Origin of the sequence: Plesiomonas sp. (assembly GCF_051650925.1) — a bacterium.
Taxonomy (GTDB): domain Bacteria; phylum Pseudomonadota; class Gammaproteobacteria; order Enterobacterales; family CAMTGL01; genus Plesiomonas.
Genome location: NZ_JBOFRH010000151.1, coordinates 15238 through 30532, shown reverse-complemented (window position 1 = coordinate 30532; position 15295 = coordinate 15238). Strand labels below are relative to the sequence as shown.

At 48.0% G+C, this 15295-nt stretch carries 13 protein-coding genes; 4 read left to right on the top strand and 9 right to left on the bottom strand.

Annotated features, from left to right (window positions below):
* The 3 genes from ACRC27_RS03515 to hupA all read left to right on the top strand — a co-directional run.
* On the top strand, positions 1-762 hold a 762-nt coding region (locus tag ACRC27_RS03515; protein WP_438639197.1), incomplete at its 5' end, for a uroporphyrinogen decarboxylase.
* A gap of 182 nt (positions 763-944) precedes the next feature.
* A complete protein-coding gene (locus ACRC27_RS03510) occupies positions 945-1550 on the top strand; it encodes a YjaG family protein (protein ID WP_438622191.1) in 606 nt (201 codons plus the stop codon).
* Positions 1551-1761: 211 nt separating this feature from the next.
* A complete protein-coding gene (gene hupA / locus ACRC27_RS03505; protein ID WP_438622190.1) occupies positions 1762-2034 on the top strand; it encodes a nucleoid-associated protein HU-alpha in 273 nt (90 codons plus the stop codon).
* 103 nt (positions 2035-2137) lie between these two features.
* On the opposite strand, the gene phaC is transcribed toward hupA, so the two are convergent.
* From phaC to cutA, 8 genes are all read right to left on the bottom strand, one after another.
* The gene (phaC, locus tag ACRC27_RS03500) at positions 2138-3997 is read right to left on the bottom strand and encodes a class I poly(R)-hydroxyalkanoic acid synthase (RefSeq protein WP_438639196.1); all 1860 of its coding nucleotides are present in this window, start codon (positions 3995-3997) and stop codon (positions 2138-2140) included.
* Between the two features lie 64 nt (positions 3998-4061).
* Positions 4062-4418 (bottom strand): phasin family protein, encoded by a 357-nt coding sequence (locus tag ACRC27_RS03495; protein WP_438622188.1) that lies wholly within the window; start codon positions 4416-4418, stop codon positions 4062-4064.
* 432 nt (positions 4419-4850) lie between these two features.
* Positions 4851-6173 carry a phosphoribosylamine--glycine ligase gene (gene purD / locus ACRC27_RS03490; protein WP_438630510.1) on the bottom strand — a complete coding sequence of 441 codons (1323 nt, stop codon included), beginning with the start codon at positions 6171-6173 and terminating at the stop codon, positions 4851-4853.
* A 150-nt stretch (positions 6174-6323) separates the two neighbouring features.
* Positions 6324-7931 (bottom strand): bifunctional phosphoribosylaminoimidazolecarboxamide formyltransferase/IMP cyclohydrolase, encoded by a 1608-nt coding sequence (purH, locus tag ACRC27_RS03485; RefSeq protein WP_438622208.1) that lies wholly within the window; start codon positions 7929-7931, stop codon positions 6324-6326.
* A gap of 407 nt (positions 7932-8338) precedes the next feature.
* Positions 8339-8956: a MarC family protein gene (locus ACRC27_RS03480; RefSeq protein WP_438622186.1), complete on the bottom strand. Its 618-nt coding sequence runs from the start codon at positions 8954-8956 to the stop codon at positions 8339-8341.
* Between the two features lie 31 nt (positions 8957-8987).
* Positions 8988-9656, bottom strand: a complete 669-nt coding sequence (locus ACRC27_RS03475; RefSeq protein ID WP_438622185.1) for a response regulator transcription factor — start codon at positions 9654-9656, stop codon at positions 8988-8990.
* Positions 9657-9751: 95 nt separating this feature from the next.
* Positions 9752-11581 carry a protein-disulfide reductase DsbD gene (locus ACRC27_RS03470; protein WP_438629374.1) on the bottom strand — a complete coding sequence of 610 codons (1830 nt, stop codon included), beginning with the start codon at positions 11579-11581 and terminating at the stop codon, positions 9752-9754.
* Positions 11557-11901, bottom strand: a complete 345-nt coding sequence (gene cutA, locus ACRC27_RS03465; protein WP_438629376.1) for a divalent-cation tolerance protein CutA — start codon at positions 11899-11901, stop codon at positions 11557-11559. The genes ACRC27_RS03470 and cutA overlap by 25 nt, the downstream gene beginning before the upstream one ends.
* A 408-nt stretch (positions 11902-12309) precedes the next feature.
* On the opposite strand from cutA, the gene ACRC27_RS03460 reads away from it, so the two are divergent.
* A complete protein-coding gene (locus ACRC27_RS03460) occupies positions 12310-13773 on the top strand; it encodes a hypothetical protein (protein WP_438639195.1) in 1464 nt (487 codons plus the stop codon).
* A gap of 158 nt (positions 13774-13931) precedes the next feature.
* Here the strand turns inward: ACRC27_RS03460 and ACRC27_RS03455 are convergent, their stop codons facing one another.
* Complete coding sequence (locus ACRC27_RS03455; protein WP_438622181.1) at positions 13932-15230, bottom strand: anaerobic C4-dicarboxylate transporter; 1299 nt, start codon at positions 15228-15230, stop codon at positions 13932-13934.
* Positions 15231-15295: the final 65 nt, after the last annotated feature.

Here is a 15295-nt window from a genome sequence, read left to right as displayed (position 1 = left end):
CCGATCCGTTGTCGGGCTGATGTTGAGAAGATAGGGATCCCTGATCCGGAAATGGAACTTGGGTATGTGATGGATGCTGTGCGTACCATCCGTAAAGGCTTAGAGGGGGCGGTTCCTCTGATCGGTTTTTCCGGTAGCCCATGGACTCTGGCGACATACATGGTTGAAGGTGGTAGCAGCAAGGCATTTACCAAAATTAAGAAAATGATGTATGCCGAGCCGCAGACCCTGCATTTGCTGCTGGATAAGTTGGCAGACAGTGTGATCAGTTACCTGAATGCCCAAATTCGTGCTGGTGCACAATCCGTGATGGTTTTTGATACTTGGGGTGGCGCGCTGACGGGCCGTGATTATCGTGATTTTTCATTACAGTACATGCATAAAATTGTGGATGGCTTGATTCGTGAAAATGAAGGCCGCCGTGTTCCGGTGACACTCTTTACCAAAGGTGGTGGCCAATGGCTAGAAGCGATTGCCGATACCGGTTGTGATGCCGTGGGCATCGATTGGACGACCGATATTGCCGATGCCCGCGCGCGGATTGGCCAGCGTGTAGCGCTGCAAGGTAATATGGATCCATCGATGTTGTATGCACCGGCTGCCCGCATTCGTGACGAGGTTGCGACTATCTTACAGGGGTACGGTCAGGGTAACGGCCATGTGTTCAACTTAGGCCACGGCATTCATCCTGATGTCAATCCGGAGCATGCAGGGGTGTTTGTTGAGGCGGTGCACGAGTTATCAGCGGCGTATCATCGTTAAGTAGAGACAGGCCGCGCGGCACATTGTTGTGACACCTTGTATTTGTTTTGAGCGTTCGGGTGCGATAGATCACCTAAATTGCTGAAAATCAGAGCAATCTGTGGGGTGAACTCCGCATATGCCTATCGGTTATTCCCTAAGATCAGTTACACTCCACGGCAGACGCAGCAAGAGGTATGGGTATGTTACGTAATCCAATTCATAAACGATTAGAACGATTTGCACCGTGGCAGCTACAGACTTTTATGGTATGCCTGTGTGAGCGGATGTATCCGAACTACCAAGCCTTCTCGCTGGCGACCGGATTTGGTCAGCCTCAACTGTATCGCACGATTTTAGACTTGTCATGGGAAGTGCTGACAGTCAAAGGTGCGAAGATTAATTTTGAAAATCAGCTAGAGAAGTTTGAAGAGCAGATCCCTGTCGCTGATGATTTTGATATGTACGGTGTATATCCGGCGATTGATGCTTGTGTAGCACTGAGTGATCTATTGCACTCGGCGTTGAGCGGTGATGAGCTGGAGTTCACGTTGAGCATTAGCCAGATTTCGATCAATACCGTGGCGATGTTAGCGATGAATGATGCCGATCGTGATATGTCGGAAGATGAGCTAAAAGAGCTGCCAAGTATTCAAACTGAACTGGATGTGCAGTGGGAAATTTATCGTCTGCTACTTGAGTGTGAAGAGCGCGATATCGAGCTGATTAAAGGGCTACGTGCTGATTTGCGTGAAGCCGGAACCAGTAATATTGGTCTGGAAGTTGTGGGCGGCACGCGAGAAGCGTGATTTACCGCCGGATTTCAGGTTTGTAGCTTCCCTATCTGTGTGAAATTGTTCTACAGTTGGGTGGGTTTGCATCAGCCCAATGGATACTGGGGCGAGAGAGTGTTGATAAGGTGAGCATATTGTCTGCCTTGTCATAACGAAGTAATCAGGATGGGTTAAATAAACCTGTATGACTACTCATAACGTGATAAATAAAACGTAAGGACAACCTATGAACAAGACTCAACTGATCGATGCTATTGCAGAGAAAGCGGATCTGTCTAAAGTACAGGCAAAAGCAGCATTGGAATCTACGCTGACTGCAATCACTGAATCACTGAAAGAAGGTGATCCGGTGCAGCTGGTCGGTTTCGGTACGTTTAAAGTGAACCACCGTGCCGCGCGTACAGGTCGTAACCCACAAACGGGTAAAGAGATCCAAATCGCAGAAGCTAATGTGCCTGCGTTTGTTGCCGGTAAAGCGCTGAAAGATTCAGTAAAGTAATGTCTTACCGCAGTAATAAAAAACGGGGTGTCGTGTGACACCCCGTTTTTTTTATTGTTTGCAACGCTAATCTGCAACACAAGCTTGTCGGTATGATGACGGGTTAAGCGGCATCAATGTCGGCAGGCGTCGGGTTGATAACCTCTTTCCAGAGCGTGTCAATATCACTGATGCGCACTTTCACATACTCACCGGGTGCATCGCCTAGCAGCGGTTGGTTATCACGTGCGACCGGTTCACGGGCAGCAACTGATTTTGAGCCTTCCGGAATATGGCTGATAATCCACTGTTGCCAGTGTGTCCACCATGATCCTTTGTGATGCTCGGCAGCATTGAGCCACGCCTGATGTTCGGTTGGGAAGAAGCTGGTATCACTGTTGACCCAATAACCATATTTCCCTTTCTCCGGTGGATTGACAACACCGGCAATATGGCCGGATTCACCCAGCACAAAGGTCACGTGGTTATTATCTTTGCCGATAGTTTTCGCGCCATCGTAGGTAGCATCCCACAAAGCGATATGATCTTCGGCAGCGGAAAGGAAATACAGCGGCAGTTTGATCTTGCTCAGATCAATGGCAGTACCACGAATGGAGATGCCACCTGGGGTAATTAGTTTGTTCTCAAGGTAACATTCACGCAGCAGGAAGCTGTGGCAGGCACCCGGAACGTTAGTGCTATCGCAATTCCAGTACAGAAGATCAAAAGCCATCGGACTTTTACCTTTCAGGTAATTGTCGACGAAGTAGTTCCAGTACAGGGAATTTTCACGCAGCAAGCTAAAAGAGGCAGCAATTTGGCGGCCATCCATATAGCCTTTGATTTTGTTTTGTGTTTCCAATGCAGAGACAGACTCTTCATTGATGAACACACCGATATCACCGGGTTTGGCAAAATCAAGCAGTGTAGTAAACAGCGTACCGGTTCGGATACGTTGCTTCATCCGACGGGTTGCTAGATAGGCCATGGTGATACTGAGCAGCGTTCCGCCGATGCAGTAACCTATCCCGTTGACCTCTTTTTCACCGGTAGCGATTTCAATGGCATCAAGTGCAGCGAGTACGCCATCGACAACATAATCTTCAAAGTTAATTTGGTTATGTTCAGGGGTCGCGTTAACCCATGACATCATAAATACGGTGTGGCCCTGTGCAACGGCCCAGCGTACAAATGAGTTCTGGGCTTGCAGATCCAGAATATAGTATTTATTGATAAACGGCGGCACAATCAGCAGCGGTCTTTGCAGAACCTCGCTGGTGGTTGGGGTGTATTGAATCAGCTCAAACAGGGCGTTGCGGAAAATAACTTTACCTGGGGTAACGGCAATGTTTTCGCCCGGTCGGAATGAGCTTTGATCGGTCATTCGAATATTGAGTGTGTCTGCGCTTTTTTCCATATCCTCAACGAACAGGGTCATCCCTTTGACCAGATTTTGGCCGTTATCGTCAATGGTGGCTTTTAATAGCTCAGGGTTACTCAGTAAATAGTTGCTTGGTGAGGCCGCCGATAAGTATTGGCGAGTGAAAAACTCAAGCCGTTTACGGGTCTCTTCATCAAGCGTTTCAAGCTGATTGATGCTATCGAGAATATTTTTAGTGGTCAGCAGGTAGGATTGTTTGAGGTAATCAAACATCACGTTTTGCTGCCATTCATCGGAGGTAAAGCGGCGATCACTCCGATCGGGAGTAATCACAGGTTCACTTGGCTGACCGAACATGCGTAATACGGCATGTTGTGAAAGTTGAAGTTGTTGCTGCCACCACTTGATTTGCTGCTCTAAAAGCGAGTTAGGCTGTTCAAGTGCATGCTCAAAGAAGCGATTTGCATCGTTCATGTTGGTCTGCATCAATACCTGATTGAGCGGACCTTGAGCCGTGGAACGCGACAGGTACAGCTCAACCAGCTTACGGTTCAGATCAGCCAGCGCATCCAGCGCGTCGTTGAACTGATTTGCAGAAGCCATGGCTTTCTCCCTGTAACACCATCATCAAAGAATGACACGCCCGCAGGCGTGTCGGGTTGCCGGTTTATTTTGCGTTGTTAACTTGCAGGTTAGCCAAGTTATCTTTGCTCAGGGTTTCCAGCTCTTTTTTGAAGCCTTCACTCATTGAGGTCAGCTTTTGGGTGTCATCGAGCATTTGTTTAGACAGTTTGTTCACCATTTCCAGTTGTTTGTTGCCAAACGCAACCAGAGATTGTGGGTCTTTGATATCGCTAACTGCTTTGATCTGCTCAAGGCTCAGCTCTGAGTAGGTTTTCGCTGCAGCCAGTTGCAGCTTGTTGATTTGCTCTAGGCTGCTGGTGAACAGTTGGTTGTATTTGTATACCGGTGCATAAAAGTTCTGTGCTTGATCGGCAAAAGTTTTAAAAATTTCCGTACTCATATTTCTCAGCTCCTTGTGAATAACGCACTTCTGTTCATGATGTGAAAATCACTTCGCATCACACAGTAATTCGATTTATATGTGCATTCTATTTCAGAGTAACGAAGCTTTTATTGAAAAATAATGGCAGCGATTAGGCGTTTTTTAAGCTTTACGTTGACGTAATGGTTGTATTTTTTTGTGGCTGCTTTGGTGATATAAATTAAGATTGTGCAGTGAGTTTTTAGGCTTGATGTGACACCGGTTGTTATTCCGGTGTCACGGGGTTTTATCGGGTGTGATTAATCTTCAGTGTGTGACAAACGGAGATTATTTAGCGACCACTGTGTTTAAATATGACAATGTTTACGCTTACGTTAACGTATTTTTTATTACAGCGATAAAACCATATGCTGATACGATCTAAAAACACATTTTTTTATTGTATCATTTTTAACAGCAACTTTTTGCAGACTCGCCCTGCTGTTCACGGGCAATGGCGCGGTAGCCGATGTCATGGCGGCAGTACATATCCGGCCAGCTAATGTGCTGAATATGCTGATAAGCACACTGTTGTGCTTGTGCGACGCTGTGGCCAAGTGCCGTAACACACAGTACGCGCCCACCTTGGGTGTGCACGGTTGCAGGTTGGCTGCGCTGGTCTAGCGTAGTGCCGGCATGAAAAACTTTGCTGTCAGCCGAGTGAGGGGCAGAGAGACCACTGATCAGATCGCCCTGACGGTAATCATTCGGATAGCCACCGGCGGCTAATACTACGCCGAGTGCTGGACGAGGATCCCATTTGGAGTGGCATTGGTCGAGTTGCCCGTTGACGGCGGCCAGACAGAGTGCAACCAGATCAGATTGCAGGCGCATCATAATCGGTTGTGTTTCAGGATCACCAAAGCGGCAGTTGTACTCAATCACTTTCGGTGTGCCATCGGCCATGATCATTAGGCCGGCATACAGAAAACCGGTGTAGATGTTACCTTCGGCGGCCATGCCGCGTACAGTTGGCCAAATAACCTCTTCCATGACGCGCTGGTGAATGGCATCAGTAACCACTGGTGCGGGTGAGTACGCTCCCATTCCGCCGGTATTTGGCCCTGAGTCGTTATCCCCGATACGCTTATGATCTTGGCTGGTGGCCATTGGCAATACATGCTGGCCATCGACCATGACAATAAAGCTGGCTTCTTCACCATCTAAAAACTCTTCGACAACGATGCGATGCCCTGCATCACCAAAGGCATTGCCGGCTAGCATATCTTGTGCGGCAGCTTCCGCTTCGGCGAGTGTCATGGCGACAATGACCCCTTTACCGGCAGCCAGCCCGTCGGCTTTGATGACAATCGGCGCACCTTTTTCACGGATATAGGCCAGTGCTGGCGCTAATTCAGTGAAGTTTTGGTATTCGGCGGTTGGGATCTGATGACGGGCGAGAAAATCTTTGGTGAAGGCTTTGGAGCCTTCAAGCTGTGCGGCGGCTTGTGTCGGGCCAAAAATAGGGAGGTCATGGGCGCGGAAGTGATCGACCACCCCTTTAACCAGTGGGGCTTCGGGGCCGACAATGGTCAGTGCAATTTGCTGTTGCTGCGCAAACTCGGCCAGTGCATGAATGTCGGTAGCGGAGATGGCGATATTCTCTACGCCCGGTTCAAGGGCAGTGCCGGCATTGCCGGGTGCAACAAATACGCGGGTAACAAGGGGGGATTGTACGGCTTTCCATGCCAGTGCATGTTCACGGCCACCGTTACCGATAATCAGGATCTGCATGCGGGAGACTCCAGCGTATGGGCGATAAATTGGGTATTACGCGCGATCAGCCGTATTGCGAGGATCTGACGGCGCGGGTGTTGTATGGGTTGTGTACCCGTTTTTCGGGGAGTAAGCGCTCCCCGAAAAGGAAATAGAGACGGTGGTGGATCAGTGGCGGAAGTGGCGCATGTGGGTGAAGATCATGGCCATGCCGTGCTCGTTGGCAGCCTGAATGACTTCATCATCACGAATAGAACCGCCCGGTTGGATCACGCAGGTGACGCCGGCTTGCGCTGCGGCATCGATACCATCGCGGAACGGGAAGAAGGCATCGGATGCCATGACGCAGCCTTGCACTTCTAGACCTTCATCAGCGGCTTTAATGCCAGCGATTTTGGCTGAGTAGACGCGGCTCATTTGTCCGGCACCAACGCCGATGGTCATGTCGCCTTTGGCGTAAACAATGGCGTTGGATTTGACATATTTAGCCACTTTCCAGCAAAACAGGGCATCACGTAGCTCTTCAGCGGTGGGCTGACGGGTACTGACAATGCTGAGATCGGCGGCGGTGACGCTGCCATTGTCGCGATCTTGTACCAGCAGGCCGCCGTTGATGCGTTTCATGTCGAGATCGTGCTGACGTGTCTCCCATTCGCCGCAGACGAGTACGCGCACATTTTGTTTGCTTGAGAGGATCACGGCAGCCTGTGCAGTTAGGCTTGGGGCGATGATCACTTCAACAAACTGGCGTTCGATAATGGCTTGTGCGGTATCGGCATCGAGCTCGCGGTTGAAGGCGATAATACCGCCAAATGCGGAAGTTGGGTCAGTACGAAACGCGCGGTTATAGGCTTCTAGCAGGTTACTACCCAGTGCTACGCCACAGGGGTTGGCGTGTTTGACAATCACGCAGGCTGGGGCATCAAACTCTTTAACGCATTCGAGTGCAGCATCAGTATCGGCGATATTGTTGTAAGAGAGGGCTTTGCCTTGCAGTTGAGTTGCCGCAGCGACTGAGCCTTGTGGTACGGTATTCTCAATATAAAACGCAGCACCTTGATGGCTGTTTTCACCGTAGCGCATGTCTTGCTTTTTGGTGAAATTGAGGTTGAGGGTGCGCGGGAAACGACCAGCAGGTTCGGCTTGTTGTTTCTCTTCGCCAAAGGCGTGGTGATAAGCCGGTACCAAGCTGCCAAAGTAGTTGGCTATCATGCTGTCGTAGGCGGCGGTGTGTTCAAAGGCGGCGATGGCTAAGTCAAAACGGGTGGCTTGGCTGAGTGAGCCATCTTGGGCATCCATTTCGGTGAGGACGCGATCATAATCGTGGCTGTTGACGATGATGGCGACATCATTATGGTTTTTTGCGGCTGATCGCACCATTGTTGGGCCACCGATATCGATATTTTCGACGGCATCGGCCAGTGTGCAGTTTTCGCGGGCAATGGTTTGGGCGAACGGGTAGAGGTTGACGACGACCATGTCTATCGGGGCGATATCGTGCTGCTGCATGATGGCGCTGTCTTGGTCGCGGCGGCCTAAAATGCCACCGTGAATTTTAGGATGCAGTGTTTTGACCCGACCGTCCATCATTTCAGGAAAACCGGTGTAATCAGAGACTTCGGTAACCGGTAATCCGGCATCACTGAGTAAGCGGGCGGTTCCGCCGGTTGACAGCAGTTCAATGTGGCGAGCTGCCAGAGCGCGGGCGAACTCTACAATGCCGGTTTTATCAGAAACGCTGAGCAGTGCTCGGCGTACAGGACGGTGCTGTTCCATGGTTGATGACATCCCCTTCGAGTGAGCAGAAAGTAGCTTACGCAAACCGTAGCGGGTTTGCGTAAGCGGCCTGCACTCATTCATCGCTATGACCTTGTGTTGCCTGTCTGTTTTATTTTATCGCTGGATAAAGGTTGCTCGTTGTTGTGCTCTGGGGTGGTTCTATTCTAACGAAAACGTTTGCGTGATGGGTATCTTTTTTTATCCCAAAACAGTTTTTGTTGTGTTGAGTAGGCAGGCGTTACAGCCAAAATGTGCGGTTACGCAGAGGGCGTTATGTAAAGGGGGTAAGCGGGTTGATGAACATGGTTGAGTTAGGGAGGGGGCTGTGTGATGTGATGATAAAAAAGGGAAAACAGGGGCTACTCTGTGTAAGTAGCCCGAACAGGAAGCTGTATAACGGATGATTAGCTTAACGGGGCGAAAAAATCCCGTAATCCAATCAAGAGGTTATTGACGGCAACGGCGGCAAGTATCAAGCCCATGACGCGGCTGATAACGGAGGCACCGGTACGCCCGATCACTTTTTGAATGCTAGATGCGCTGCGCAGCAACAGGTAGGTGATGATAAGTACGGTGAGCATCACCAGTGCAGTCAGTGCCTGTTCGCCCATGGCGTAACGGTGGTTGTCAGTCAGCATGACGACGGCCATCATCGCACCGGGTGAGGCTATTGAGGGCACGGCAATCGGGAAGACGGCCAGATCACTGATGTCGTAATCCATCCGCATCTCTTGATCGGGTTTTCCTTCGCCAAAAATCATGGTCAGTGCAAACAGCAGTAGTACTAAGCCACCGGCAGTTTGAAAGGCGCTGAGTGGGATCTGCATGGCTTCGAGCAAGAACTGGCCGGCGATCAGGAAAAACAGCAGGATACCGGTAGAGACTAAGATGGCTTTGCTGGCCACTTTGCGGCGGTCTTGTGCGGAGAGTGCTGAGGTTTTTGACAGATAGACGGGAATGGATCCGATCGGGTCGATCACGGCCCACAACACAACAAATTGAACAATCAGTGATTCAAACATACAGGCTTCCTTGTTTACTGATAAGCGGCCATTATAACCCTGTTTGTGAATTCAGCTCGATTTGTTGCAGCAAGATCACCGCTTGGGTGCGGTTTTTTACACCTAGTTTACGAAATATTGCCGTCATGTGCGCTTTTATGGTGGCTTCGGAGACATTGAGGTCATAGGCAATTTGCTTATTCAGTAAGCCCTCATTAAGCATATCCAGTACACGGTGCTGTTGGGCGGTGAGGCTACCGAGCCGAGTTTGCAGATCATTGGCGTGCAGTTCGTGTTGTTGCCATGTGCTGTTATCGGTAGCCAGATCTGGCGGAAAGATGCTGTCTCCGGCCAATGCGCGTTCAATATCATGCACTAAGACTGGCAGTTGTGCTGATTTGGGGATAAACCCGAGCGCACCGTAGTGGCGAATTTGCTGAATGATACAGGGGTCATCACTGGCGGAGATGACGACAATCGGCAGTAATGGGTAACGTTGACGCAGGGTTTGCAGGCCGTGAAAACCGTTGCTGCCAGGCATTTTGAGATCGAGCAGCAGTAGATCAGGATCTGGGTTGTGTTCGAGTAAATCGAGCAGTGCGGCCAAGGAGTCGGCTTCGTGCAGTACGGCTTGTGGCACGCCACGGGTCAGCGCTTGCAGCAGGGCTGCGCGAAAAAGTGGGTGGTCGTCGGCAATTATTAGCGTGCAGTCGTTATCCATAACATCATTCTATTAACGTTTTTTTTACGTTAGCAAATGCGCATGCTGCAGTGCAAATTGTCGCGTGCCTAAATGTGCGGCACGCGACAAAAAAGTTACTGTGAGGTGATGTTTTGCAGATGCGATAAAAATGGCGCGGCGGGCATGAAGCCGGTGACGCGACTTTGTGGAATTTCATTTCCGTTGCGATCAAAAAACAGCAGTGTGGGCAGCCCCATGACTCGCAGGCTTTCCAGCAACTCTTTATCAGCCTGATTGTTGGCGGTGACATCGGCTTTTAACAGCACCATATCCTTAAACTGTTGTTGTACTTGCCTATCACTGAAGGTGTATTTGCTGAACTCTTTACAGGCAACGCACCAATCGGCGTAAAAATCGAGCATGACCGGTTTACCTTTGGCCTCGGCCAGGGCCTGTTGGAGTGCCGGTAGGCTATCCACCAAAATAAAGGGTTTGGTTGGCGGTATGGCTTGTACCGAAGAGGTCTCTGATGCCAGTGATGCTGTCGTTTGCAGCGGGGCATAAACCCACTCTTGTAACGGTTTTGCGCCGATAATGACGGCCAACAGCACGGCCGCTTTGAGTAATATTTGTACGGTGCGCTGGGCAGGGATGATAAATAGCAGCCAGCCGCCACCGCTGACAGCCAGTATGCTCCACAGGCGGGCAACCCAGAGTTCAGGCAGTAAGCGTGAGAGCAGGACAATCGGCATGGCGAGCAGTAGGAAGCCAAATCCGGTTTTGACATGGGTCATCCACGCGCCATTTTTCGGTAGCAGGCGGTTGCCGAACAAGGCGATGCCGATCAGCGGTAGGCCCATACCGAATGCTAGCAGGTAGAGGGTGACGGCACCGGTCAGCAGATCGCCGCTGTTGGCGACATACAGTAGCGCGCCAGACAGTGGTGCGGTGGTGCAGGGGGAGCAGATGAGCCCGGCAATCGCACCCATCAGAAATACACCCGGAATATTGCCACCTTGTTGCTGACCGCTGAGTAGTGTGAGGCGGGTTTGTAGGCTGCTTGGCAGTTGCAGACTAAACAGGCCAAACATTGAAAGTGCTAGTAGGCCAAACAATATGGATAAGCCAATCAGTACGTACGGGTGTTGCAGCGCGGCCTGAAATTGTAATCCGGCTGCGGCAACCACCAGCCCGAGCAGGGTGTAGGTCAGGGCCATGCCCTGTACGTATGCCATGGCGAGAATAAAGGCCCGACGGTGCGAATGCCGCTGGCCTCCGCCAAGTACCACGCTTGAGAGCAGGGGGAACATTGGCAGTACGCAGGGCGTAAAGGCCATACCGATACCGAGGATAAAAAATAGCAGCGGTGTCCAGCGGTTTGTTGCCAGTTGGTCGGCTAAACGCTCTTGTTCGGGTTGTTCAACAGAGGTTGATACTGTGGTTTGATCGGGAGTTGCAAAGGCGGTTGATGTATCAACATCAGAGACTGGCGCAGCAGTACGGGGGGCTTGTGGTGGTATTTCTGCTGATGCAGCCTGTACAAGTTGTAGTGGGATACTGCGTGTTTCTGGTGGATAGCAAAATCCGGCACTGGCACACCCTTGGTAGCTGACATCAAGTGTGGCGTTACTGTCTGCCTGCAAAATGGGTAGGGTTAATTGCAGCGGTTGGGTGAATATCTGCACTTCACCAAAAAATTCATCGCGGTGTGCTTTACCTGCTGGCAGGGTAAATTCGCCTAAGGTTGCATTGTGCGCGGTGACTTTAAATTGATGACGGTAGAGATAGTAGCCCTCTTTAACCTGCCAGTTGAGCGAGAGTTGATCCCCTTTCTGGCTAAAATCAAACGGGAAGGCGCTGTCTACCGGTACAAACCCCTGACTTTTTGGTGCAAACAGATTGATTGCATTGGCGGTGCTGCAAAGTGACAGCAGTAAAATCAATGTAAACAGGCGCTGAGCCATGTCAGGTACTCCTTGTCACCGTGCGCGATATCGATAACCAGTATTTCTGGTGTTTGGTAGGGGTGCAGTTCACGAAGGCGTTGCATCAGGCCATCGAGATGGTGTTGATCGGTTTTTATCAGCAGCTGAACTTCGCTGCTCTCTTCGATATTTTCTTGCCAGCGATACACTGATTGCATGGCTGGCAGAAGATTAACACAGGCCGCCCAACGTTCGCTGACCAGTGTTTGTGCGATACGACGCGCAGTCTGTTGCTCTTGATTATCAGAGTCCAGATTATTGGGAACAGTGCAGAGCACTATTTTGGCCGTGGTTGTCATGCTTTACTTCCCTTCAAAATGGCGAATAAGCGCGGTGTTTTAGTTATGAGTATCATTACGTTAAGCAAATTGCGATACGGGGTATGTGCCTTTGCGATGTGCACGACCCTGTGTTTCTAGGCTGAGGGCTGATTGTACTGCAGGTGGTGATTGAGGGAAACGGTAGGATAACACTGACAGCCTTGACTTCTGCTACCTGTATTAAAGAACCAATAGGTCTTGAGAAAAAGCGTAGTTAACCTGATAGTAAATAATAGGCTGCGGTTATCTATCAGGCATAGTTAAAAACTAAGTACTCTTACTAATAACATCTTTTTAGAGTCTATCCTATATTGCTGAAGTGTGGGTGATGAGATTAATGAAGCGTTAGTTGTTATCTTTTAACATGAATTTATTATTGGTAATGCAATGACAGATATAGTGACGCAATCAGGCGTTAAATTACCGTCAGTTCAGGTAAGTAGAATATTAAATGGAGGGCGGCCTTTATCCGAAATGTCATGGGCTGAATGGTTTTTTTCGTTTTTCAGCCAGCTACTAAAACATAAAACCACACGCAGTGAGCTTGAAAGTATCTATCAAAAGATAAATATTTATGCAGATGATGACAGTGATATTACGAAGTTGGAAAAACTGGATAATTATCTAACGCTAATGCAGTTGACAAAGCATGAGCACATAAATAATTATAATCTTGTTTATACTAAGCGAACTGATGATTCGGTAGATGTTGATTTTCGTTATCAAGATAATTCGTTGTTTATAATGACGGTAAGTGAAGACTCAGTAACCTATGAAACGATTGGGAGGATATTTAATAATAATGGCAAGTTAATGACGATTTTGTTACGTGAACATACAAAAGATCTTAAGTATTGTATTAAACATTTGATGTTAGATGAAGTATATAATAAAAAAAACGAAGATATGGTAGATTGCTCAATGCAGTCTAGTAAGCAACATGGCAAGGCTACCGTTGATTACTGTTTTTCTCAACCTAATATAGAACTATTAAATGAAATCTGTGGTTTTCTACTTGAATTTGATGACCAAGATAAAAGTAAAGTAGATTACCGATTAAAGTTTAATAGTCATAGTGACTACTCCTTCATTAAACATCAAGTAATACCTGAAGTTTACCGTGCGGAATTATTGGTTAATGGTGAGCGTATATACGGAAAAGTCAAACAGATACAAAAAGAGGTGTTTGATATTATTAAAGATGAGTTTATTCAACAGCAGCAGTTAGTGTATTGTTGCAGTGATATGTCTTTGGTTGTTTTTTTAAATGATAGGATGAATGCTAGTGCATTTATTGAAAGGACGAAAGATAGTTTAATTAAATTCAACTCTACTTTTTTATCTTCTAGTGAACCTGTTTGTTATGATGTTGTACATTTAAATAGTATTATGCCTATATTTATTAGTAACCGAGTAAACCGTTTGATAATAAATGCATATGGTGCTTGTGACTACTTCTCTGATCGTAAAGTTAAATGCCATGATTATACCAATGATGGCGGGTTAAATATAAAAACACTGTCAGCATTAGGTGATGAACTCTGTGGGCAGGTTGGCTGGCTAAAGGACACTGTTTATCCAATACTGTTTGAACATTGTAGTAGTAGTCAATACCCTAAAATGGATATTTATTCATCTCTGGTTGATAAGTTAGGATTAGCGATTGGCATTCTACATAGTAATATGGAAAACTTACAAAATGAAATCAGAGGGTATAAACAGCAATATGAAAAAGAGAGCGTTTTTTTTCTGGAAAAAAATATCTGCTATGATTTATCATTAAAAATCAAAAAAATGGTTAAAAACCACCAGGTATTATGTGAAAAAATTCAAGAGCTATCTGTTATGTAAACAGATAGATATAAAGAGAGTTGAATAGAGAGCAAGAAATCACAAAAAATAAGTATCTAAATATCCTTAGTTAATTACATTGAGCAATAAAAAAGCACCCTTGCGAGTGCTTAATAAAATATAACAGTATATTTTTATTTACATGACAAATTCTGATGTTACAGAACCATTCCGCCAATAATAAAACCAAACATCACTGATAGGCTGATACACAGCACGCCTGGAATGATGAAAGGATGGTTGAATACGGCTTTACCGATACGGGTAGAACCGGTGTCATCCATCTCAACTGCGGCGAGCAGGGTTGGGTAGGTTGGCAGAACAAACAGTGCTGATACTGCAGCAAAAGAGGCAATTGCTGTTACTGGGCTAACACCTAACATCAGTGCAGCAGGGATCAGTGCTTTGGCTGTGGCCGCTTGTGAGTACAACAGCATAGCAGAAAAGAACAGCACAACAGCCAGCATCCACGGATACTGCGCCAGAATCGCGCTTGCGGTCTCTTTGATGCCTTCAATGTGCGCAGAGACAAACGTATCACCGAGCCACGCCACACCCATTACGCAGATACAAGCTGACATGCCAGATTTGAATGTTGCTGCGTTAACAATTTTGCTGGAGTCAATTTTACACAGTACGGTAATGGCGGTTGCGGCGGTCAGCATAAAGGCAATGATCGCATCGTTACGCGGCATGACCGGATTTTCAATCAGACCCACGGTCGGTGAAATAGCAGTGGCATAAGCCATAACCGCAATGATCGCCAGCAGGAACAGACCAACAGAAAGTTTAGCACCTGGCAGCAGTGTGATGGCTTGTGAGCCACGCAGTTTAATCTGGCCTTTTGCTAAACGCTCTTGATAAACCGGATCATCTTTCAGTTCACAGCCGAGGAAGTTCGTTACAAATGAGGTTAAGATCACCGCCAGCAGTGTGGTCGAGATACAAATACCCAGAATTTGCAGATAGCTAACACCTAGTGGCTCCATGATGCCGGAGAAAAAGACCACAGCAGCAGAAACGGGGGAGGCGGTAATCGCAATTTGTGATGAGACCACTGCGATAGAGAGTGGACGAGACGGACGAATACCTTGCTCTTTCGCGACTTCAGCGATAACCGGCAGGGTAGAAAACGCAGTATGGCCAGTACCTGCCAACAGCGTCATAAAATAGGTGACGAGTGGTGCGAGAAACGTAATTTGCTTTGGGTGTTTGCGAAGAATTTTTTCTGCTTCACTGACCAGGTAATCCATACCGCCAGCGACTTGCATTGCTGCGATAGCCGAAATAACGGCCATAATAATCAGGATAACATCCCACGGGATGTTGCCGGGTTTGACACCCATCAACGCCAGCGCGATAACACCTAAACCACCGGCAAAACCGATCCCAATACCACCAATTCGTGCACCAATAAATATGCCGATAAGGACAACGGCAAGTTCCATCCACATCATGTTATTTTTCTCCAAGGGGTGTCGTTAACAAAAAATCCTTCCATGTCAACACGACACCAACTGAA